Annotated in this window: 18 protein-coding genes; 10 read left to right on the top strand and 8 right to left on the bottom strand. The window is 70.0% G+C overall.

The window, feature by feature from the left end; all coding sequences use genetic code 11:
- Positions 1 to 2 precede the first annotated feature (2 nt).
- From LT972_RS03855 to LT972_RS03845, 3 genes are all read left to right on the top strand, one after another.
- The gene (locus LT972_RS03855; protein WP_232571881.1) at positions 3 to 239 is read left to right on the top strand and encodes a DUF5816 domain-containing protein; all 237 of its coding nucleotides are present in this window, start codon (positions 3 to 5) and stop codon (positions 237 to 239) included.
- A gap of 78 nt (positions 240 to 317) precedes the next feature.
- On the top strand, positions 318 to 1691 hold the full coding sequence (locus tag LT972_RS03850; protein ID WP_232571880.1) for a serine hydrolase: 1374 nt from the start codon (positions 318 to 320) through the stop codon (positions 1689 to 1691).
- A gap of 66 nt (positions 1692 to 1757) precedes the next feature.
- On the top strand, positions 1758 to 2066 hold the full coding sequence (locus tag LT972_RS03845; RefSeq protein ID WP_232571879.1) for a DUF7116 family protein: 309 nt from the start codon (positions 1758 to 1760) through the stop codon (positions 2064 to 2066).
- A 15-nt stretch (positions 2067 to 2081) separates the two neighbouring features.
- Here the strand turns inward: LT972_RS03845 and LT972_RS03840 are convergent, their stop codons facing one another.
- The gene (locus tag LT972_RS03840) at positions 2082 to 3266 is read right to left on the bottom strand and encodes a pyridoxal-phosphate-dependent aminotransferase family protein (protein ID WP_232571878.1); all 1185 of its coding nucleotides are present in this window, start codon (positions 3264 to 3266) and stop codon (positions 2082 to 2084) included.
- Between the two features lie 94 nt (positions 3267 to 3360).
- Here LT972_RS03840 and LT972_RS03835 point away from each other — a divergent pair, with 94 nt between their 5' ends.
- From LT972_RS03835 to LT972_RS03820, 4 genes are all read left to right on the top strand, one after another.
- A complete protein-coding gene (locus LT972_RS03835; protein WP_232571877.1) occupies positions 3361 to 4281 on the top strand; it encodes a metal-dependent hydrolase in 921 nt (306 codons plus the stop codon).
- Positions 4282 to 4344: 63 nt separating this feature from the next.
- Positions 4345 to 4989 carry a hypothetical protein gene (locus LT972_RS03830; protein WP_232571876.1) on the top strand — a complete coding sequence of 215 codons (645 nt, stop codon included), beginning with the start codon at positions 4345 to 4347 and terminating at the stop codon, positions 4987 to 4989.
- Entirely contained in the window at positions 4986 to 5654 is a 669-nt protein-coding gene (locus LT972_RS03825) for a hypothetical protein (RefSeq protein ID WP_232571875.1), read from the top strand. The genes LT972_RS03830 and LT972_RS03825 overlap by 4 nt, the downstream gene beginning before the upstream one ends.
- Before the next feature lie 31 nt (positions 5655 to 5685).
- The gene (locus LT972_RS03820; RefSeq protein ID WP_232571874.1) at positions 5686 to 5892 is read left to right on the top strand and encodes a dodecin; all 207 of its coding nucleotides are present in this window, start codon (positions 5686 to 5688) and stop codon (positions 5890 to 5892) included.
- 5 nt (positions 5893 to 5897) lie between these two features.
- On the opposite strand, the gene LT972_RS03815 is transcribed toward LT972_RS03820, so the two are convergent.
- Genes LT972_RS03815 through hisD form a run of 4 tightly spaced genes read right to left on the bottom strand, consistent with a single transcriptional unit; the run spans position 5898 to position 9541 of the window.
- A complete protein-coding gene (locus LT972_RS03815; protein ID WP_232571873.1) occupies positions 5898 to 6263 on the bottom strand; it encodes a HesB/IscA family protein in 366 nt (121 codons plus the stop codon).
- Between the two features lie 55 nt (positions 6264 to 6318).
- Positions 6319 to 7008: a hypothetical protein gene (locus LT972_RS03810; protein WP_232571872.1), complete on the bottom strand. Its 690-nt coding sequence runs from the start codon at positions 7006 to 7008 to the stop codon at positions 6319 to 6321.
- Positions 7005 to 8225 (bottom strand): outer membrane protein assembly factor BamB family protein, encoded by a 1221-nt coding sequence (locus tag LT972_RS03805; RefSeq protein ID WP_232571871.1) that lies wholly within the window; start codon positions 8223 to 8225, stop codon positions 7005 to 7007. Before LT972_RS03805 ends, LT972_RS03810 begins: the two co-directional genes overlap by 4 nt.
- A 38-nt stretch (positions 8226 to 8263) precedes the next feature.
- Positions 8264 to 9541: a histidinol dehydrogenase gene (gene hisD, locus LT972_RS03800; protein WP_232571870.1), complete on the bottom strand. Its 1278-nt coding sequence runs from the start codon at positions 9539 to 9541 to the stop codon at positions 8264 to 8266.
- Between the two features lie 94 nt (positions 9542 to 9635).
- Here hisD and LT972_RS03795 point away from each other — a divergent pair, with 94 nt between their 5' ends.
- Positions 9636 to 11174, top strand: coding sequence for a lipopolysaccharide biosynthesis protein (locus LT972_RS03795; protein ID WP_232571869.1), 1539 nt, complete (start codon positions 9636 to 9638; stop codon positions 11172 to 11174).
- Here LT972_RS03795 and LT972_RS03790 read toward each other — a convergent pair whose 3' ends face one another.
- Entirely contained in the window at positions 11175 to 16292 is a 5118-nt protein-coding gene (locus LT972_RS03790; RefSeq protein WP_232571868.1) for a multicopper oxidase domain-containing protein, read from the bottom strand.
- Between the two features lie 357 nt (positions 16293 to 16649).
- Here LT972_RS03790 and LT972_RS03785 point away from each other — a divergent pair, with 357 nt between their 5' ends.
- On the top strand, positions 16650 to 17555 hold the full coding sequence (locus LT972_RS03785; protein ID WP_232571867.1) for a plastocyanin/azurin family copper-binding protein: 906 nt from the start codon (positions 16650 to 16652) through the stop codon (positions 17553 to 17555).
- 3 nt (positions 17556 to 17558) lie between these two features.
- Here LT972_RS03785 and LT972_RS03775 read toward each other — a convergent pair whose 3' ends face one another.
- Complete coding sequence (locus LT972_RS03775) at positions 17559 to 19178, bottom strand: SufS family cysteine desulfurase (protein ID WP_390226280.1); 1620 nt, start codon at positions 19176 to 19178, stop codon at positions 17559 to 17561.
- A gap of 249 nt (positions 19179 to 19427) precedes the next feature.
- On the opposite strand from LT972_RS03775, the gene LT972_RS03770 reads away from it, so the two are divergent.
- A complete protein-coding gene (locus tag LT972_RS03770; RefSeq protein ID WP_232571866.1) occupies positions 19428 to 20279 on the top strand; it encodes a hypothetical protein in 852 nt (283 codons plus the stop codon).
- Positions 20280 to 20518: 239 nt separating this feature from the next.
- Here the strand turns inward: LT972_RS03770 and LT972_RS03765 are convergent, their stop codons facing one another.
- Positions 20519 to 20740, bottom strand: coding sequence for a hypothetical protein (locus LT972_RS03765; RefSeq protein ID WP_232572641.1), 222 nt, complete (start codon positions 20738 to 20740; stop codon positions 20519 to 20521).
- Between the last annotated feature and the right edge of the window lie 25 nt (positions 20741 to 20765).

The raw sequence follows: 20765 nt of genomic DNA, 5'->3' as shown, positions 1-20765 counted from the left end.
CCATGTTCGAGGTCGTCGTTGACGGGGAGACGCTGTACGTCGCCGAGGACGAGGGCGACCGCGGGCAGGACGGCCCGTTCCTCGTGGTGTACCGGACGCCCGAGCGCGAGCGCCGGTACGGCTGGTACTGCACGAACTGCGAGTCCGTGGACAACGCGATGGACTCGATGGGCCGCATCGAGTGCAACGTCTGCGGGAACTTCCGGAAGCCCGAGGAGTGGGACTCGGCACACGAGTGACGCGGGCGTGACTTCGCCGCGTGAGTAGCCGCCTGCCGCCACCCCGAACCTTTTGCTCGGCGTGACCGATTCGCCGATATGAGTCGTTCCAGCGGCCTCGACGCCGACGCGCGCCGGGCGGTCGAGTCGTTCGTCGCGGAGTGGGTGACCGACAACGATGTGCCGAGTGCGAGCGTCGCAATCGTGGACGGCGACGAGGTGGCGTACCTCGACGCGTTCGGGGCGCGCGACCTCGAAGCGAACGCGCCCGCCACGCCCGACACGCTGTACGGCGTCGCCTCCATCACGAAGTCCGTCGCAGCCACCGGCGTCCTCCAGTTGGTCGACGGGGACCGGGTCGCGCTCGACGACCCGGTGACCGAGCACGTCGAGTTCTTCGCGGGGAGCGAGGACCCGCCGACCGTCCACGAACTGCTCTCGCACTCGTCGGGGATGCCCAGCGACGGGTCGAGCGTCGCGATGACCGCCCAGATTCTCGGCGAGGGCGCGGAGACCGCGCCGCTCGGGTCGGACGCCGACTTCCGGCGGCACGTCGAGCAGTCCCTCGGCGAGCGCGCCGACGGCGAGCGCTTCTTCTACTACAACACCGGCTACGCCGTGCTCGGGAAACTAATCGAGGCCGTGGACGGCCGGCCGTTCCCCGAGTACGTGGACGACGAAGTCCTCGCGCCCCTCGGGATGGACCGGTCGGTGGTGCGCGCCGACCCCGCGGAGTACGACGACGCGATGACGCCCTACCTCTCGCGCGAGGACGGCCCGGAGCGCGCCGACTACCCCGTGAAAGGCGTCGGCGCGGCGGGCGGCCTGCTGAGTTCGGCCCGCGACCTCGCGGCGTACCTCCGGTTCGCGATGCGCGGCGACGAGTCGGTCGTCCCCGCCAGCTTGCTGGAGCGCGCGCAGTCGGCCCACGCCACGCGCCGGGCGTTCCTCGACGGCGCCGAGGAGACGTACGGCTACGGCTGGATGCGCCGGCCGTTCCTCGGCGACGACCTCGTCGGGCACAGCGGCACGCTGTCGGTCACGTCGGCGTACCTCGGCTTTCTGGAGGGTCGCGACCTCGGCGTGGCGGTAGCGGCGAACACCGCGCCCGACGTCCACCCGATGCACGTCGGACCGGCGCTCCTCGCGCTCGTGGAAGGCGAGGACCCCGCCGAGGCGGTGCCGTTCTACGCGCTCCGCGCGAAGTGCGAGCGCGTCGCCGGCGAGTACGAGTCCTACCGGAGCGTGGCGACGGCCGAAGTGAAGCGCGAGGGAGCCGGCATCTCCGTGACCGTCGACACCGCGCTCGGCGGCGAGACGCTGACCGCGCGCCCCGCGTCGCTCGCTCGCGGCGACCTCGCGTTCGAGGCGGTGGGGGCGGCCGGCGACCGCGTCCCCGTGACCTTCGAACCGACGGACGACGGGGACCTCGACCTGTTCGTGCGACGGTGGCGACTCCACCCCGTCGAGTGAGCGCTCCCGGCAATATTCGCGAACCGTGGGAAGGTTTATCACCCCGCCCCGCGAAGCAGGAGTTGCATGGGGACTGTTACCACCCCTCCCGACGAGCAGGCCCGGTCGATTTTCGCCGACCTCGGGTACAGTCTCGCAGGTGACGGCGCGGAGTTCTCCGCGACCCGCGACTGGAAGGAGATACGCGTCTCCGCCGTCACAGAGGACGTAGATTCGCGAGACGGCGGTAGTTACCGCTGTTTCGTCACGTGGGCGGACAACGCCGACGCGCTCGAACGGCAGTTGCGTCGGCTCGACCCGCCCTACGAGTGGGCGGTGATGGGGGTAGAGGAGGACGGCGACTACGAAGTGGCGCGCGCGCCGCCCGTCGAGTAGGGCCGCTCGCGTCTTCTACCGCAGCGCTTCCCGCGTAGCCGCGAGGCCGGCTGCCGCGTCCACGTCCGCGCCGAGCGCGTCGAACGCGTCCGCGAGCGCCGCGACCACCAGCGTCACGTTCTCCGGGCGCGCGCCGTGGCCCATACAGCCGACGCGGAACACGTCCCCGGAGAGGTCGCCGAGCCCCGCCGCGATTTCGAGGTCGTACTGTTCCAGCACGTAGTCGATGACGTCGCCGTCGTCCACGCCGTCGGGCACGAGCACGGCGTTCAGGCTCGGGAGCCAGTAGTCGTCTTCGGGGTTGAGGCCGAGGCCCATCGCCTCGACGCCCGCCTTCAGGGCGGACGCCATCTCGCGGTGGCGCGCCCAGCGCTCCTCGATGCCCTCCTCGGCGACGAGTCGGAGCGCTTCCCGGAGCGCGTACACGTTCGTGATGGGCGCCGTGTGGTGGTACGCGCGCTCGTCGCCCCAGTATCCCTCCAAAAGCGAGAGGTCGAGGTACCACGACCGCGCGGGCTCCTCGCGCCCGAGGACTTTGTCCATCGCGCGGTCGTTCAGCGTGAGTGGGCTGGCCCCCGGCGGACACGACAGGCACTTCTGCGGGCCCGCGTACGCCGCGTCGATGTCCCACTCGTCGACTTTGAGTTCCACGCCGCCGATGCTCGTCACGGTGTCCGCGACGACGAGCGCGCCGTGGTCGTGGGCGGCCTCCGTGAGCGCGGGCACGTCGGGCTGTTTCACGCCCGTCGACGTCTCCGCGTGGACGAACCCGAACACGTCGGGGTGGAACTCCTCGCAGGCGTCCGCGACGTCGTCCGGGTCGAGCGGTTCGCCCCACGGCGCCCCGACGCGCACCACATCACCGCCCGCGCGCCGCGCCATCGCCGCCATCCGGTCGCCGAAGTAGCCGTTCGTCGGCGCGAGGAACGTGTCACCCGGCTCCACGAGGTTCCCGATGGCCGCCTCCATCGCCGCCGACCCCGTCCCCGAGACGGGAATCGTCCACTCGTTGTCCGTCTGGAAGACGTACCGCAGGAGCTCTTGGGTCTCGTCCATCATCTCCACGAACGACGGGTCGAGGTGGCCGACCAGCGGCGTGCTCATCGCCTTCAACACGCGCGGGTGGACCGGACTCGGCCCCGGCCCCATCAGGGTTCGCTGTGGCGGATTCAGCTCCTCGACGTCTGGCGCGTCAATCATGGCTACAACGCCGCGTGGCGGCCGCAAGAAGGTTCGGGAAGCGGGAACCCGCACGCCCAGCGCACTTATCAGCGCTCGCGGCGTACTCACGGCCATGTTCGTGGGGCACGCGACGCTCGCGTTCGGCCTCGTGGCGCTCGCCGCCCTCCGGTACGGCGCGTCCCGTGAGCGCGCGCTCGCGCTCGGCGTCGCGGCGGGGCTGTTCGCCGCGGTTCCCGACGTCGACATGGCGTACGCGCTCGTCGGCCTCGCCGGCGCCGACCCGAGCAGCCCGCTCGCCGTCGCCAACTCCTTCTGGGGCGCGTCCACTGCCGTCCACCGCGCGGTCACGCACTCGCTGGTCGTCGCCGTGCCGGCGGCCGTCGCGTTCGCGCTCGCACCCACCCGCCGCGGCGTCGCCGCCGTCGCGCTCGTCGGCCTCGTCGCCGTCGTCGGGTTCGTCTCCGGCCCGCTCGCCGCCACCATCGTGGCGCTGTTCGCCGTCTGCGGCGTCGCGGTCGCGTACGGCGCCGACCAGTTCGGGGTGCGCGGTCGCAGTCTGCTCGCCGTCGCGCTCGTCGGCCTCGGCACACACCCCTTCGGCGACCTCGTCACCGGGAAACCCCCGGAACTGCTCTACCCCCTGCGCGTCGCCGTCTTCGACGGTCGCGTGACGCTGTTCGCGGACCCGACGCTCCACTTACTCGGCGCGTTCGCGCTCGAACTCGCCGCCGTCTGGGTCGGCGTCGTCGCCGCGCTCGCGCTCGCCGACGTGCGCCTCACCGACCACGTCGACGGCCGCGCCACCGCCGGCGTCGCGTACGCGCTCGCCGCCCTCGTCGTCCCGCCGCCGACCCTCGACCTCTCGTACCCGTTCGTGTTCAGCGTGGTCGCCGTCGGCTTCGTCGGCGCCGTCCCGCACCCGCGCCGCGACCGCCTCCTCCCCTCGCCAGTCACCGCCCTCGTCACCGGCCTCACAGCCGTCACCGTCGCGGGCGCCGCGTACGCCGTCGCGTACCTCGCCGGCATCGCGTGACACCCCCGAGACGGGGGCCGGTTCGGCCGGACGTTTATTCAATCCGGGTGTGCTATCGCAGGTATGAATCGAACCGAGCGACTCGCGCCACTCATCAAAGACGAGCGCACCAACGCCGCGCTCGGCTGGCTACTCGTGGCGTTCGTCGCGCTCGTCGCGGTCGAGAGCGCGCCCGAGGACCTCGTCTGGGTGACGTTCTCCGCGGCCGTGGTCGTCGTCGTCCTCGTGCCGCCCGTGGCGTACCGGAACGCGAAAGCGATGCTCCCGTGGGAGGTCCTGTTGCTCGTCGGGCTGCCCGTGTTCGGGCGGGCGTTCACGGCGCCCGGCCTCTCCAGTGACGTGGCGACCTACCTCGCCGTCGCCGCGCTCGCGCTCGTCGTCGCCGTCGAACTCGACGTGTTCACGCCCGTCTCGATGACCAACTGGTTCGCGGTGCTGTTCGTCGTCATCACCACGATGGCGGCCGCCGGCCTCTGGGCCATCGTCCAGTACGCCTCCGACCTCTTCCTCTCGACGACGTTCATCCTCCCCACCGAACCGCCGCTCACGCAAGCACAGGAGGAAGCCGCGCTGAACGCCCTGATGTGGGACTTCGTCGCGGCGACCGTCGCCGGCATCGGCGCCGGTCTCGTGTTCGTCCTCTACTTCCGGCGGCGCGCCAGCGCCGACCTCCGCCTCCCCGAGGAGGTCGAGGAGGTGGTGAAATGAGACTCCGCGACCGGCTCGGCATCTCGAAGCGCCGCCAGCGGCAGGCGACGCGCGCGATGCAGTTGTCACTCGTCGGGTTCGTGTTCGTCGGGCTCTACGAGACGAACCCCGGCATCGTCGTGAACTCCGCGCTCGGCCTGCTCATCACGTACGTTCCGGCGCTCCTCGAACGCGACTACGACATCCCGATGGACGCCGGCCTGACCCTCTGGATCACGTCGGCGGTGTTCCTGCACGCGCTCGGCACCGTCGGTCTGCCCGGGAGCGAGACGACGTTCTACGGCCCGGGCGGCATTCCGTGGTGGGACCACCTCACGCACGCGCTGTCGTCGTCGCTGGTCGCCGCCACCGGCTACGCGACGGTGCGCGCACTCGACGAACACCACGACGACATCGTGTTGCCGCCGAAGTTCGTGTTCGTGTTCCTGCTGTCGTTCGTGATGGCGTTCGGCGTGTTCTGGGAGGTCATCGAGTTCGCCGTGATGCACCTCGACGCCGTCTTCGGCGGGAGCGTCCTCACCATCTACGGCATCGGAGACACCGTCCTCGATTTGGTGTTCAACACCATCGGCGGCGTCCTCGTCGCCATCTGGGGGACCGCCTACCTGACGGACGTGTCGGCGGCGGTCCGCGAGCGCATCGCGAACCGCGCGACCGGCAAGTAAACTTATCCCGGTCCCCGCGGTAACACGGCACATGGTATTCAAGAAGATCCGGCTCATCGGCACCAGCGAGGAGAGCTTCGACGCCGCCGCGGACGACGCCATCGACCGCGCGGAGGACACCCTGAACAACGTGAAGTGGGCGAACGTCGTCGACCAGGGCGTCGAAGTCGCGAGCGTCGAGAACCGACAGTACCAGGTGGAAGTAGAGGTCGCGTTCGAACTCGAAGACCCGCAGTAGCCGCGTTACGTGCGGAACGACTCGCCACAGCCGCACTCGCTTTCCACGTTCGGGTTCTGGACGTGGAACCCCGCGCCCTGCAGGCCGCCCTCGTAGGCCAACTGACTGCCCGACACGTAGTCGAGACTGGACTGGTCGACGAACAAGCGCAGGCCGTTGCTGACGAAGATTTCGTCCTCGTCCTCGGGTTCGTGCTCGAAGCGCATCCCGTAGGACAGCCCCGCACAGCCGCCCTGCTGGACGTACAGCCGAAGCCCCGCCTCCGATTCGTCCATCCCCTCGCCGTCCATCAACTCGCGGGCTTGCTCGGCGGCGGCCTCGGTGGCCGTCACCGACCGCACTCCGTCACCCGATTCGGCGGTGGTGCTCATTGGTAGCACGTTCGCGCGCGCCGTGGATAAGAGTGACGCCGGCCGCGAGGCCCGCCTACGCCACGTACGCTCGCGCCGCGAGGACGGCGTACGCGAACCCGCCGCCCGCCGTCCCGAAAAACCCGCCCGCCATGGGCGCACAGACGAGCGCGTCGGCGGCGACGCCCACCAGCAGCAGACCGACGACGACGCGGCCGTGTTGGTCGGCGAGGCGGCGGTTTGCGGCGTGCCACGCCGCGCGGACGCCGACGCGCTCGGCGACGAGGACGGGGCCGACGAGCAGGAGTCGCGGGAGAATCCCGAAGACGAGGACGGGGACGTACACGACGACGAGCAGGAACTCGACGCTCGCGACGGCGAACAGGGGGTGGACGAGCGCGGTCGCGAGCAGGGCGACGCCGAACAGGCGCGCGTACACCGCGGGCGTCGGGTGCGGCGCGTCGGGGAGCAACCGAGAGTACGCGAGGCCGGCGGCGACCGCGGCCGCCGCGTGCAACGCGAGATAGAGCCCGAGGACTTCGAGCAGGTACGGGAGACGGAGCCCGAGGAGGGTGCCCGGCCACAGCCCGGTCGCCTGCACGCCCGACGGGAAGCCGAGCAAGTGGACGGTCACCTGCCCGTCGTAGAACCCGGACGCGACGGACGCCGGCACCGGGTCGCGGAGCCGAATCAGGTCGAACAGCCAGCCGGCGACGCCGAGCGCGAGGAACGGGAGGAGCCCTCGCGTGCGGTCGCGGACGTTCACGCCGACCCCTCCAGCGCGTACAGCGTACCGGTCGCGGTCGCGGCGTACGCTCGCGTCCCGACGACGGCGAGACTCCGCACCTGCTTGTCGCCGTGCGTCCACAGTTCCTCGCCCGACGCGGCGTCGAGTGCGTGCAGACCGTCGTAGCGAGGTACGTAAACGGTGTCCCCAGCGACGACAGGCGGCGTCTCGTGCGTGGCCCCCGCGGCCTGCCACGCCGTCTCGCCGGTTGCGGCGTCGAACGCGACCGTCCTGCTCTCTCCCTCGGAGTCGTCGCCGACGGCGACGACGCGCCCGCCGCCCACCGCGAGCGGCGTGAGGCTGTCCTCGATGCCGCCGAAGTCCTCGGCCCGCCACAGTTCCTCACCACTCGCCGGGTCGAACGCGTACAGCGCGTCCCGGTCGTGGAAGAACACCGCGTCCTCGGTGGCGGTCGGCGGGAGGACGTTCACGCCGGTCTCCGAAGCGGTCCACAGTCGCTCGCCCGAGTCGGCGTCGAGCGCGACGAGACCTCCGCCCGCGAGGCCGCCGTAGGACGAGACGAACACGCGCCCGGCGGCGACGGCGGCGCGCTCGCGACTCGCATTCGCGACCGCTGCTGTCCACTCGGTCTCTCCGGTGGCGGCGTCGAACGCGACGGCGACGTCTCCGGTACTCGCGTACAGCGTGCCGTTCGCGACGACTGGCGGGGCCGCGCGAGTGGCGGTGAGCGAGAGTCGGCCCCCGGGGTTCTCGACGGTGGTGCGCTTCCAGCGCGTCTCGAAGTTCCGCTGGCGGCCGGGCGTGTCGAAGCCGCCGGTCGTCGAGATCGCCTCGTAGCCCGACCGCGTGGCGACGACCGGCATCACGTCGCCGTACGCGGGCGCGGCGGCGAGCGCGGGCTGGAGCCACGAGCCGTTCTCGCTGAGTTCCCAGCGCTGCTCGCCGGTGTCGGCGTCGAGCGCGTAGAACCGGTCGAAGCCGCCGTGGTAGAGCCGGTCGCCGTGGACGACGGGGTCGGGCTGATTCCCCATCCCAGAGACGTCGACTACCCACGCTTCCTCGGGGTCTGTTCGCGGGCCGGGCGCGTCGGTGCTGTTCGTGCCGCCGGGGTCGGCTCGGTGCATCGGCCACGCGTCGGCGGCGCTCGGGTCGAAATCGGGCGGAGAGCCGAGGCAGCCGGCGGCGACCGCGCTCGCGCACGCCGCGAGGAAGCCGCGGCGCTGGAGGGAGGGCATACCGTTCGGTTCGCAGACCAGTAGGAGGTTCTTGCGGTCTACTCGTCCTCGAATCGGGCGTCGACGCTGGCGCCGTGTGCCTCCAGTCCCTCGGCGTCGGCGAGCGTCGTCACCGTCTCGCGGAGGTCCGCGAGGGCATCCCGGTCGAGGCGCTGGACGGTCGTCGAGCGCAGGAAGGTGTCGACGCTCAGTCCCCCGGTCACCTTCGCGGTGCCGCTCGTCGGGAGGACGTGGTTCGTGCCCGTGGCGTAGTCGCCCGCGGCGACCGGCGAGTACGGCCCGAGGAACGCCGACCCCGCGCTGTCGATGCGGTCGAGGAGCGCCTCGTCGTCGTCGGCCTGAATCGAGAGGTGTTCGGCGGCGTACTCCTCGGCGAACGCCACGGCCTCGCTCGTGGAACGAGCCGCGAACACGCCGCTCGCGTCGTTGCCGAGAGAGTCGCGAATCGTGGCCTCTCGCTCGCGGCCGTCGATTCGCGCGTCGATTTCGGCGCAGATGCGCTCGGCGGTGTGCTCGTCGTCGGTGACCGCGACGACGCTCGCGTTCGGGTCGTGTTCGGCCTGCGCGAGCAGGTCCGCCGCGACGAACGCGGGGTCGGCGGTGTCGTCCGCCAGCACGAGGAGTTCGGAGGGGCCGGCGAGGAAGTCGATTTCCACGTCGCCCCGGACCTCGGCCTTCGCCGCCGTCACCCACTTGTTGCCCGGGCCGACGACCTTCTGCACGCGGTCGACCGTCTCCGTGCCGTACGCCATCGCGGCGACGGCCTGCGCGCCCCCGATTTGGTAGACGCGGTCCACGTCGGCGACGTGCATCGCCGCGAGCGTCACGGGGTTCATCTCCTCGGCGGGCGGCGTCGCCACCGCCACCTGCTCGACGCCCGCGACGCGCGCCGGAATCGCGCCCATCAGCACCGACGACGGGTACGCCGCGGTGCCGCCCGGCGCGTACACGCCGACGCGCTCGATGGGGCGGAATCGGCGCCCTAGTTCTCTCCCCTCCGAGAACTCCTCGCGCCAGTCCTCCGGCAGTTGGGCCTCGTGGAACTCCCGGATGTTCTCGGCCGCCGACTCGATGGCGTCGCGCACGCCGTCGTCGATTTCCTCGTACGCGCGCTCGGCCTCGTCGGTCACGTCGAGGTTCCCGACCTCCACGCCGTCGAACTCGCTCGCGAACTCGCGGAGCGCCACGTCGCCCTCCGTCTGCACGCGGTCGACGATGTCCCGAACGTCCGACCGCACCGCGTCCACGCCCGCGTCCCGGTCGAACAGCGCGCGGCGGCGGTCCGGCCCGAGGTCCGCGACGGCTTCGTAGTCCATGCCCCGGCGTAGGCGGGGGCGTCGAAAGAGCGTTTCTACACGGTCTCGGTTCCGACACCACCGGACTTATCTCCGGCCTCCGGCAAGCGAGCGCGTGCCCCGGAGCGCCGACCAGTCGCCCGACGACGAGGCCGTGGAGGCGCGCCTGGACGACGCGCTCGAACGCGTCGCGCACGGCGCCGCCGTCTCCGTCCCGAGCATCCTCGTCCAGCGCGCGCTCACGGTGGCGTTCACCGCCGTCCTCACGAACGGCACGTCCGCCGCCGCGTACGGCGTGTTCGCACTCGCTCGCCGCCTCCAGCGGCTCTTTCGGTCGCTGTCCCTGGGGTTCCGGAGCGGCGTCAGCCGGTTCGTGCCGAACGCCGACTCCGAGGCCGAACGCGACGCCATCGCGACGTTCGCCGCCGTCCTCCTGCTCGGCGTCGCGAGCGTCTTCGGCGTCGCGCTGTTCGCCGCCGCGCCCGTCGTCGCCGACTACGCCGAACTCGGCGGCCAGTTCGAGACTCTCTTGGGCGTGTTCGCGCTCGGCCTCCCCGCCACCGTCTGGCTGTTCACCACTGCGGAACTCCTGCGCGGACTGGAGGCCGTCGGCCCCCTGAACGTCGCGATGCGCGTGGCCTTCCCCGCCGCGCAGTTGGCCGTCGGCGCGGTCGGCGCGCTCGTCTTCGACGACCTCGTGGTGGTCGCCGTCGGCGTCGTCGCGTCGATGGCGCTCACCGGCACCGCCGTCGCGGTCTGGCTGGCGCGCGAACGCGGGTTCCGACCCCGGCTCCGCGGCCCCGGCGTCCGCGAGATACAGCGCCGCTACCTCCGGTTCACGCTCCCGCTGTTCGTCGGCGGCATCGCAACCACCGTCCAGCGTCTGGGCTTTTACCCGCTCATCGTCGCGTTCCTCACCGGCGTCGCTGGCGGCGTGTTCTCCGTCGGCGTGCTCGTCGGCGCGCTCGTCCGACTCCCGCTGATGGGCGTCAATCAGTTCATCCCGCCCGTCGCCGCGGCGCTCCACGACGACGGCCACCGGCGCGCACTCAGCCGGCTCTACCACGTCACCAGCCGGCTCGTGCTCGTCGGCGTCACCGCGCTCGCGGTGCCCGCAATCGTCTACCGGCGGCCCGTCATGGCGCTGTTCGGCCCGACGTTCGTCGAGTACGCGTGGCTTCTCCCCGCGTTCGTCCTCGCGCAGTACGGCGCCTGCGCCGCCGGGAGCGTCGGCATCCTGTTGACGATGACCGACAACCAGCGCGCGCTCCTCGTCGTCAACACCCTGATTACGGGAATCCTCGTCGTCACCGCCGTCCCGCTCACCGTCTTCTACGGCCTGCCGGGGCTCGTCGCGAGTTACCTCCTGATGCTCACGCTGAACAACGGTCTCGAAGTCGCCGTCCTCTACCACCTCGAAGGCCTCCAGCCGTTTACGCGACGGCACGCCTACCCCCTGTTCGCGGCGGTGCCGCTGACCGCCGTCGCGCTCGCCGCGAACGTCGTCCTCTCGAATCCGGTGGCGCCCGTCGTCGGGACGCTCGGCGGCCTCGCGGCGTACGCGCTCGCGCTCCGATGGCTGGGCTTCACGCACGCCGAGCGCCGCCTCGCCGGCACGCTCGCGGCGCGCTACCGCGGGCTGTTGCCGACGTGACTACTCGTCGACGACGACCGTGCCGGACATCTCCCCGGCGTCCGCGAACTCGTAGGTGTCGTCCTCGGAGCGCACCACGAAGTCGGCGCCGTCGCCCTGCTGGCGCACGTCGCCGTCCGCGAACGCCACCGCGGTGCCGACGCGGGCGCCCGGTCGCGTCCCGAGAATCTGGAGGTCGGCGCCCGAGAGGTCGGTGATGTCGTCCTCGTCGACGGGCGCCGCGAACAGGTACGCCGCGCCGGCGTTCGGCCCGCCGAGGTCGCTGTCCGGCACGCCGACCAGCACGTCTGTGCCCGCCGACGCGGTGACGTTGCCGGTCGCCACCACCCACCCCGGTCGGTCGCGGATGTCCACGCCTTCCGAGCGGTCGGGGAGCGGTTGGACGGGCGCGTCGAAGTCGTCGAGGCGCTCGCGAACGCGGAACAGCCCCCAGAGGCCGCCCTCAAGTCGCCGGCGCTGTTTCGTCTCCTGGTAGACGAAATCGCCCGCGGACTCGGCGAGCCCGCCGGCGCCGCCGAACGGTTCCATGCGGACCGCGCGCCCCGGCACGAACTGGTCGTCGACGCCGATTTTCTCGGACGCGAGGATGTCCCGCTTGCGGTTCCACTGGTGGCCCGAGAGGTGGAACGCGAGACCGCGTGAACTGTCGGCGGTCATGTGGACGCGGAACGCCACCGGGTCGCCCGTGAGCGCCGCCGGGAGCGTCGTCGCGGGGTCACCGTGCAGGTCCGAGTCGTAGACGCGCGACGGGTCGTCGTTCTCCTCGAAGCGCCGGACGAACGGCTCGGAGCGGTAGTTCACCGAGAAGAACCCCTGCTCCTCGGGGTCGCCGAGTTGGTTGCAGGGGTCGTCGGGGTCGGCCCCGTCGCCCGGCGGCACGACGCAGTTGTCGAAGTCGTCGTCGCCGTTGATGATGTACTGGCCGTCGGCGAACGCAAGCGCGAACTCGCGGAAGTCGTCGCCGTCGCCCGTGCCGTCTTTCAGCATCGCTGTCGGCGTCGGGTTCGGCGCGACGCCCGGCACGTCGGTGAACGGCACGAGCGGTTCGGCCGTCGCCGAGTCCAGCCACACGGACTCCGCCGGCTCCACGACGAACCGACCGAAGGCGCCGTGGTGGCGGTGACCGCGAACGTCGGCGTGGTCCCACAGCACGCACGTGTCCACGAGTTCCTCGGCGTACCAGCGGTACGTGACGGTGTCGCCCGGCGCGACCGTCTGGTCCCAGTTGAACCCCGCGGCCGTGCCGTCCGACCCGTTCACGTCGTAGGTCACGCGCTGAGGGTGCAGGGAGATGCGCGAGGAGACGTCCCACGGCTGTGAGGTCCGCATCTTCGGGTGCGGGTGGTCGTCGTCCAGTTCCTCGGGCAACTCGTTCGTGAGGTTGATTTCGACGCACTCGCCGCGGTTCGCGCGAATCGTGAGCGGTTCGGGCTGACGCGTGCCGTCTCGAATCTCCTCGACGTGCTCGTCGAGTGCGAACACGATGCCGTGGGGGTCGTGGTCGCCGTAGTCGTTGTACTCGATGTCGTGCTGGAACGCGGTCACGTCGTACGTCCGCACGTCCGCGTCGTCGGGACACGGGTCGCCCGGCGACGGCGCCTGCGCGGGCGGCGCGTCGGCGACGTCGCCGTTCTGCCTGTCGTCGCGGTCCGGCGGGAACGCGGGGTCGTCGTCGGGCCCGTACCGCAGGCGCGCTTCCTGTCCGTACTCGGCCCAGTCGAAGTCGGCGTGGGGCGCCGGGTGCCCCATCGCCTCCAGGTCGTCGTCCGCGATGGTGTCCTCGGGCGCGCCGCGGTCCGGGAGCGGTTCGAGGTGGGAAACTTCGCCGCCGAGCACGCGGAAGATGCCCCACATGCCGTCCCAGAGGTCCGTCGCGATACTCGACCCGTAGAGGTGGTCGCGAATCGGCAAGCCGGCGGTGTTGTCCAGGTGGTCGAAGCCGTCTCCGGCAATCAACGAAAACGAGAACGCCTCCGAGACGCCGATAATCTGGGAGGTGGTGTCCTCGGGCGCCAGCCCCTCGGCGTCGAGGCTGAACTCGCCGCCGTGAATCTGGAAGTTGTGGAACTCCTCGTAGGCGCCCTGCGCGAGGCGGATGCGCACCGGGTCGTCCTCGTAGGCTTCGAGCAGCGGCGTCGGCGGGTCGCCGTGTGCGGCCGACGAGTGGACGTACGCGCCGTCGAAGTCGTCGCGGTTGTAGTAGGGCGCGTTCCGGTAGTTGATGGCCATCGTACCCGCGTTCTCGTTGTGCTGGACGTCCGGGTTCACGAAGTCGCCGTTCCGCTCGCGGAGTTGCGCGAAGTCCTGGTAGTGGAGCGCGAACTCTCGGAAGTCCTCGCCGTCGGGATTCTCGACGATGGCCTGCGCGCCGCTGCGAATCTCCTCGCCCGAGAACGGGTCGCGCCACGTCGAGTTCGGCGGTTCGACGATGAGCCCGCAGAACGACCCGTTCATCACGTCGTCGATGCCCGTGATGTGGTCGTGGAAGAATATCATCCCCTCCTCGTCGGCGTACCACTGGGACTCCAGTGCCTCGCCGGGGTCGGCCTGCTGGGTGTAGTTGTAGCCGTTCGACAGCGAGTCCGACCCGAGGACGTCGTAGGAGACGAAGTGGATGTGATTGGACTTCCCGCCCGCGGTCTCGTTTTTCAGCGTCACCTTCACGAGGTCGCCGACGTTCGCGCGAACGAACAGCGGCTCGGGGTTCAGGTCGCCGTTCCGTACCTTCTCGGCGTCCTCCTCGAGGACGTAGACGATGCCCTCCGGGTCGTGGTGGCCGTCGTCGTTGTACACCACGTCGGCGTCGAGCGCGACGATGGTGTACTCCCGAATCTCGCCCTCCTCGGGGTCGAAGTCGCCGTCGTCGCCGTACTCCACGTCCGGGTCCGCGGGGTCGGTGTACGGCGCGCCGGGCGGCACGCCGTCGCGGAGCGCCTCGCGCTCGGCGTCGGTCGGCTCGCGGGTCCCGTCGTAGGGCGGCGCGGGCGGCGCTTCGCCGTCCTCGCCCGGAATGAAGTCGGGGAACCCCGGCGTGTCGGAGTCCGCCGGAATCGGCGGGTCGTTGTTCCTGAGCGTCTTCAGGTCCGGTTGCTCCTTGTCGTTCACGCGGAAGATGCCCCACATCCCCTCGCCGTAGTGCGGGAACAGGTGGCAGTGGAAGAGGTAGTCGCCCGCGCTCCCGTGGGCGCCGCCCGCGCCGACCGCGAACCCCTCCCCGAAGGCCATCTCGGGGCGCACCGTCCGGAAGTCGTCGAACCCCGCCGCGATGTCGCCGTGTGCGGTGACGAACTTGTTCTCGTAGGTCGCACCCATCCCGACGGTCTGAGAGTCGATAGTGTCGGAGTCGGTGCGCGGACTCGTCTCCTTCCAGCGGTGGCCGTGGAGGTGGTGGACGTGGTTCTCCTCGATCGACGCGCCGACGGCGACGAACTTCGTCGGGTCGCCGAGGTACGCCTCGTAGACGTTGTCGCCGCCGCCGGGGTCGCCGTGGACCCACGAACTGTAGAACTCCTCTTTCCCGCGGTTCCCGGTCGGGTCGGCGCGGTAGTTGATGGCGTGGACGGTCTGCTCGCGGTCGCTGTCGGGGAACGTGAGTTCGCCGCCGTCGGCCGTCTGGATTCCCTCGGGCGTGTGGTAGAACGTCAGGAACTCGCGGTGGTCGACGCCCTCCGGAACGTGGACGTCAGCCCGCACGCCGCTGCGCAGGTGGTCGCCCGTCTCCGGGTCGGTCCAGGTCGCGCCCCGCGGTTCGACCACGAGCGCGCCGAACAGCCCGCGGGACGCGAGGTTCGCTCGCTCGGGCGGTTCGTCCGCGCTGTCGTAGGCCTGGTTCGCGCCGTCCGCGAAGAAGTGCGTGCCCTCGTTCGTCGCGAGCCACCGGTACTTGATGGAGTCGTCGGGCGCGGCGATGGTGTCGTCGTTGTAGCCGGCGTGCATCCCGTCAGACTCCTGGACGTCGTACGGAAGCGCGGTCTGGTGGATGGACGCGGGCCGGTCGAGGTGGTTGACGAACTTGATGTCGACGACGTCGTTCACGTTCGCGCGAATCGTCAACGGCTGGATGACCGACGTGTCCACGTCGGCGTCCTCGCCGGGCGTCACCCCGGACGCCTCGCGGACGGCGTCCAGATTCTCCTCTAAGACGTACATCGCGCCGACGTCCTCGGGCTGGTGGAGGCCGTACTCGTTGTAGACGATGTCCGCGGAGACCGCGTGAATCGTGAACTCGCGGACCTTCGCATCCTGGTGGCGGCACTGCTCGGCGTAGAACCCGAGGTCGAAGGCCACCGAGTCGCCCTGCACCTCGTTGCCGACGTGCTCCGGGAGTTTCCACTCGAAGACGACGTGTTCGGTCTGAGAGTTCTCGAAGCACTGGCGGCTGACCGCGTCCCGGTCGCCGTCCAGCGGGAGTTCGTCGCCGAAGTTCCGGACGACGTCGCGGAGCGTCCCCTCGTACTCCACGTCGTCGTACTCCGCGCCCTCGTACCTGACACGCGCCCTGATGTTGTCGGCGAGTTCGCCCTCGTCGGGGGTGTCGTCGCCCGCCTCGGCTTCGGGTTCGAGAATCCCGTTCTCGGCGTCCTCGAGGAGCGCGCCGGTCATCGAGAGGAACCCGGGGTTGTCGAAGAGGTGGAGGCCAAAGCGGATGCGTCCGGAGTCGCCGGGTTTCACGTCCGAGAGGTCGACGAGCGGCGGTCGCCCGCCGTCGCCGAGGTCGGTGAACTGGTCGCGGAACGTCGACTCGACGGCCTCCCGGCGGTCGCCGCCGAGGTCCTCGAAGTCGCTGCCGTAGTTCGCTCGCGCTATCTCGTCGCGGGTGTGGACGGTGGCCTTGCGGTCGTCGCCGTCGTCGTCCGGGTAGGCGTCGACGGGCTCGCCGTTGTACCACTCCTGCCAGTTCACGGCGAGGTCGAGGTTACCGGCGACGAGTTCGTTGCCCGCGCTGCGTTCGGTGTCGTCGAGGAGCGCGAGCGTGCTCGCGCCGGTGAGCGCGCCGCCGGCGCCGATTGCGCCGAGGCCGCCGAGTAGCTGTCGTCGGGTCAGGTCGACCCACGAGTCGTCCTCCGACTGCGATTCCCCCTGCGGTTCGAAGTCGTCGTCTGGTCCGGTGTTCGTCATGGATGCGGTCGAAAACGACGCGCTCGCGAGCCGGTCACCCGTGAAACCGGGGTTCCGGCCGGTCGCGACGCGTTTCCGTCACGCGGGCAGACAGCCGAGCGGTCCTTTGTTATGAGAGCGGTCACCCCATGCTACGGCGCCCCTCGCGGTGCCATAGACGCCGCCATAGCCGGTGATACGTCGGGTATATGGCGTCGGTCCGCCCGAAATCCCCGGGGTGGCGCGTCGAAACGCCCCCGAGTAGGCGAGCCGTTCCCGCGAGTAAGCCGACGCGCGCGCTCGGCGGCCGTTCGTAAGCCGGGCTTGCGAAGTCCGTGCTAGTTAGTAACAAACTTCCGGGCGGTCGAAGTCGCCGACATGGCCCCACCACTCAGGTCGTCGCGACGGGACGTACTGACGGCGCTCGGCACCGGTGCCGCGTTCGCGGCGGTCGGCGGTACGGTCGCCGGCCGCGGCGACGACGAACAGCCCGGCGGCTACGTGCCGGACGTGGAGACGAGCACCGTCCACCGCGTGTGGACGCGCATCGCCGGCCCGCCGACGAACCCCGACCGGCCCGCGGACTTCTTCTACGAGCCCACGGGCCTCCACGTCGAACCCGGCGACGTGGTGCAGTTCGTCTTCGAGACCCCCGACCACAACGTCGTTCCCTACCACCCCGCGTTCGGGATGCGGCGGCGCATCCCGACCGGCGTGACGGCGTTCTCGTCGCCGCTGCTCGGCTGGCGGCCCGAATCCATCGGCCCCGACCAGATAGAGCCGCCGGCGGAGACGGGCGGCGAAGGCGGCGAGGCCAGCGAAGGCGACGAGGGAGGCGAAGGCGACGGGAGCGGTGACGGCGCGGCGGAGAACGCGACCGAACCGGTGCCGAGCACGTGGCTGCTCGGGTTCGCCGAACCGGGCGTCTACGACTTCCTCTGCTCGCCTCACGAGACGTTCGGGATGGCGATGCGCGTGGTCGTCGGCGCGGAGACGGAGACGCGCTTCGAGACCGAGGACGCCGACGCGCTCCCCGAACCCCGCGTCGGGCCGGTGGGGCTGGCGCGCGCGACGCTCACCGACCCCGCGCTCCAGCCGTCGAACATCGTCGCCGAGGACACCGTGTCGTGGAGCGACCTCGCCGCGAGCGGCGGAGGAGGCGGTGGCGGCGGAAGCGGTGGCAGCGGAGGCGGCGGAAACAGCGGGAGCGGTGGCGACGGAAACGCCAGTAGTGGAAACGGCGGCAGCGGAGGCGGCGGAAACAGCGGCAGCGGCGGCGCGTAGGCGTCAGTCGTCCGCGGAGCGCGCCGATTCGAGGTGTTCGGTCGCGCCCTCGCTGATGACGTCCTCCGGGCCGACGACGCAGTCGCGGCGGACGTCCGGGAACTGGCCGTCGAGGAGGGCCTCGACGGTGCCATCGAGGTCCGCGAGCGCGTCGACCGGTTCGCCCGTGAGGTGGTCGGCGAGCATGCTCGCGACCGCGGTGCTGACCGCACACGACTGGCTCTCGAAGCCGATTTCGCGGATGGTGCCGTCGGCCGCGAGGTCGACGTGGAACTCGCCCTCGTCGCCACAACTGGTCTCCGCGGAGTGCTTGCGGAACGTCGCGTCTTCGAGCCCGCCCGCGTTCGTGCGGTCGCGGTGGTGTTCGAACACGCGGTCGTGGTAGCGGTCAGAGGCGAGCAGGCCGTCGCGGCGCTCGGCCGCGTCCTCGATGCCGTCGAGCAGGGCGTCGACCTCCTCGCGAGTGGTGTAGACGTAGAACGACGCGCGCACGGAACCGGGAATATCGAGCACGTCGTGGAGCGGCTGGGTGCAGTGGTCGCCAGCGCGCACCGCGACGCCGCGGTCGTCCAGGATTTCGGAGAGGTCGTGTCCGTGGACGTCGCCGACGTTGAACGAGACCAGACCGGTTCGCTCGACGCCCGCGGGCGGGCCGTAGGCCTCCACGTCCTCGCGCTCGGCGAGTTCGTCCAGCAGGTACTGCGCGAGTTCGTCCTCGTGTCTCCGGACCGCGTCCATCCCGATGTCGTCGAGGTAGTCTGCGGCCGCGGCGAGCGCGATGCCCTCTGCAATCGGCGGCGTGCCGGCCTCGAACTTCCAGGGCAGGTCGTTCCACGTCGCCTCGTCGAACGTGACGTGGCGAATCATCTCGCCGCCGTAGAGGAACGGGTCCATCTCCTCGAGCAGGTCCCTGCGGCCGTACAGACAGCCGATACCGGTCGGCCCGGCCATCTTGTGCCCGGAGAACGCGAGGAAGTCCGCGCCGAGGTCGGTCACGTCCACTGGCCGGGTGGGGACGGACTGGGCGCCGTCCACGAGGATGACGGCGCCGTTGTCGTGTGCGAGGTCCGCGAGTTCGCGCACCGGGTTGACCGTGCCGAGGACGTTCGAGACGTGCGCGACGGAGACGATTTCCACGTCCTCGTCGATTACCTCCTTCGCGTGCTCGGCGTCCAGCGTCCCGTCGTCCTCGACTTCCACGTACCGCACCTCGGCGCCCGTGCGCTCGGCGATTTGCTGCCACGTCACGAGGCTGGCGTGGTGTTCCATCTCCGTCGTCACGACCGCCGTCCCCGGTTCGAGGTGCTGATGGCCGAGGCCGTGCGCGACCAGATTCACGGCCTCGGTGGCGTTCTTCGTGAACACCATCTCCTCGCGGCCGTCCGCGCCGACGAACTCGGCGAGTCGGTCGTGGGCGTCCTCGTAGGCCACCGACGCCTCGTGGCTCAACTGGTGGATGCCGCGGTGGACGTTCGCGTTGTACTCGTCGTAGTACTCGGTGAACGTCCGGGACACCTGCGTCGGCGTCTGCGTCGTCGCCGCGTTGTCGAGGTAGACGAGCGGTTCGCCGCCAACCTCGCGGTCGAGAATCGGGAAGTCCTCGCGTATCGACTCGACGTCCATACCAGAAAGCGGCACGACTCGCCGAAAAAGCTGTGGGTGGCGGAACGCTGGCCGCGTACAGCGACCGGCAGTTTCGGCGGAGAACGGCCACCAGCGTTCACGTCTGCGTGGACGACGGAGAACGAGAGCCACTTCCGTCACTACGTGCGCGGCGCGAACGAGACGCCGTACTACAGCGTGCACAACCGCACTATCGACGGGAGAACCACAGAACAGTTCTACGCGACGGGCTCGCGCGGCTACGTCCGGATGACGTTCGAGAACTACCCGGACAGCCCACTCGACAACGAGACTGCGTACACCGTCCTGCAGAACACCACGCACCACGGTGGCGTCTGGCAGCCAGACAGTTTGTTCGGCCCACGGTACACGCTCCGGTCCTCGCTCGCTCTCGGGAACTACAGTGTCAACGGCACCGTCGAGCGCGGCGGCCGGACGTTCGTCCAACTCAGCGCCGACGGAACCGCCGAAGACGAGGAATCGGTCACGGCGTACGAGGGAACGGTACTCGTCACGTCCGAGGGCGTCGTCCACGGCGTCGAGGAATCCTTCGAAAACATCCCCTACGACCGCGAGGGTCCGATCGAGGACGCGAACAACACGTACGTCGAGAGTTCGATAACGCTGGACACGGACGTGGAGTGGTCCGGCCCGCCGGCGTGGGTCGGCGAAGTCCCCCAGCTCTCGCTGTCGATAGTCGAGGACGGGCAGGCCGTCGAGATTCGGAACACCGGCGAGGAGGATCTGCCGGCGAACGCGACGTTCGACGTCTTCGGAGCGAACGAGACCATACAACGCGCCAGCATCAGCCGTATGCCCGACGACGTCACGGGCACCGTCACGACGGACGCGCGCCTCGAACCCGGCGAGGCCGTCTACGTGACGGCCGGCGCGGACGGGAGCGCGTCGTCGTTCGCGCTCCACGACGAACCCACCCGCGGCGAGTACACCTTCGGGTTCGCCGGCCTCACAGGTGGTCCAGAGAACGTCTACTACCGGTTGGCGACGGGCGTCGAGGCCCCGCCGTGGCAGAACGAATCCTCGTATCTCGCCGAACAGGCCGCGCAGTCGCTCGGTCCGGCGATTCTGGCGAACTCCTGAGCAGGCGACTGAAACGATGACAGCGCGGTTGACGGAAGTGTCGCCCGGGACACGTCCGGGCGAGAGTTCACAGTAGCCACAGTAGAGTACGGTGCTCAGTACAAGACCCGCTCGCCGAGTAGTTCTCTGGCAGTGTCACAGAAGAGGGTACTCGTGAGTCTCACCGGCGAGAGTGAATTTCCATGTGTTATGCGCGTACTCAACGACAAGGATTCCTTCGAACCTACCGAGATACCCAATTAGCAACAGCCGCTTTCGTCAGGCTTCCACTCACATGCATCGCCCGTCGTGAGGCTATTCTCGTCTATGTACGCCGAGAGACAGGCGTAGTTACAAAAGTAAACAGGCGACCCACAGTCCTCGTCACAGTCACGGACACAGATTGGATCGTGGTCGAAGATTCGCGACTCACAGTACGCACATGTCTCGTCCGCGTCGGGTGTTGCGACTACCGTGGAAATACCTGTACTAATGGGTAGATCGCCG

Origin of the sequence: Halobacterium litoreum (assembly GCF_021233415.1) — an archaeon.
GTDB lineage: Archaea > Halobacteriota > Halobacteria > Halobacteriales > Halobacteriaceae > Halobacterium > Halobacterium litoreum.
The sequence above is the reverse complement of the archived record's forward strand: the minus strand, read 5'-3'. Positions and strand labels throughout refer to the sequence as shown.

Bases quoted from the DNA above. Each gene is read 5' to 3' on its own strand.
- LT972_RS03835 (WP_232571877.1), top strand. From the start codon at position 3,361: ATGTTCGTGGGGCACGCGACGCTCGCGTTCGGCCTCGTGGCGCTCGCC.
- LT972_RS03820 (WP_232571874.1), top strand. From the start codon at position 5,686: ATGGTATTCAAGAAGATCCGGCTCATCGGCACCAGCGAGGAGAGCTTC.
- LT972_RS03855 (WP_232571881.1), top strand. From the start codon at position 3: ATGTTCGAGGTCGTCGTTGACGGGGAGACGCTGTACGTCGCCGAGGAC.
- LT972_RS03850 (WP_232571880.1), top strand. From the start codon at position 318: ATGAGTCGTTCCAGCGGCCTCGACGCCGACGCGCGCCGGGCGGTCGAG.
- LT972_RS03785 (WP_232571867.1), top strand. From the start codon at position 16,650: ATGGCCCCACCACTCAGGTCGTCGCGACGGGACGTACTGACGGCGCTC.
- LT972_RS03830 (WP_232571876.1), top strand. From the start codon at position 4,345: ATGAATCGAACCGAGCGACTCGCGCCACTCATCAAAGACGAGCGCACC.
- LT972_RS03775 (WP_390226280.1), bottom strand. From the start codon at position 19,178: ATGGACGTCGAGTCGATACGCGAGGACTTCCCGATTCTCGACCGCGAG.
- LT972_RS03805 (WP_232571871.1), bottom strand. From the start codon at position 8,225: ATGCCCTCCCTCCAGCGCCGCGGCTTCCTCGCGGCGTGCGCGAGCGCG.
- LT972_RS03845 (WP_232571879.1), top strand. From the start codon at position 1,758: ATGGGGACTGTTACCACCCCTCCCGACGAGCAGGCCCGGTCGATTTTC.
- LT972_RS03770 (WP_232571866.1), top strand. From the start codon at position 19,428: ATGACGTTCGAGAACTACCCGGACAGCCCACTCGACAACGAGACTGCG.
- LT972_RS03825 (WP_232571875.1), top strand. From the start codon at position 4,986: ATGAGACTCCGCGACCGGCTCGGCATCTCGAAGCGCCGCCAGCGGCAG.
- LT972_RS03840 (WP_232571878.1), bottom strand. From the start codon at position 3,266: ATGATTGACGCGCCAGACGTCGAGGAGCTGAATCCGCCACAGCGAACC.
- hisD (WP_232571870.1), bottom strand. From the start codon at position 9,541: ATGGACTACGAAGCCGTCGCGGACCTCGGGCCGGACCGCCGCCGCGCG.
- LT972_RS03815 (WP_232571873.1), bottom strand. From the start codon at position 6,263: ATGAGCACCACCGCCGAATCGGGTGACGGAGTGCGGTCGGTGACGGCC.
- LT972_RS03790 (WP_232571868.1), bottom strand. From the start codon at position 16,292: ATGACGAACACCGGACCAGACGACGACTTCGAACCGCAGGGGGAATCG.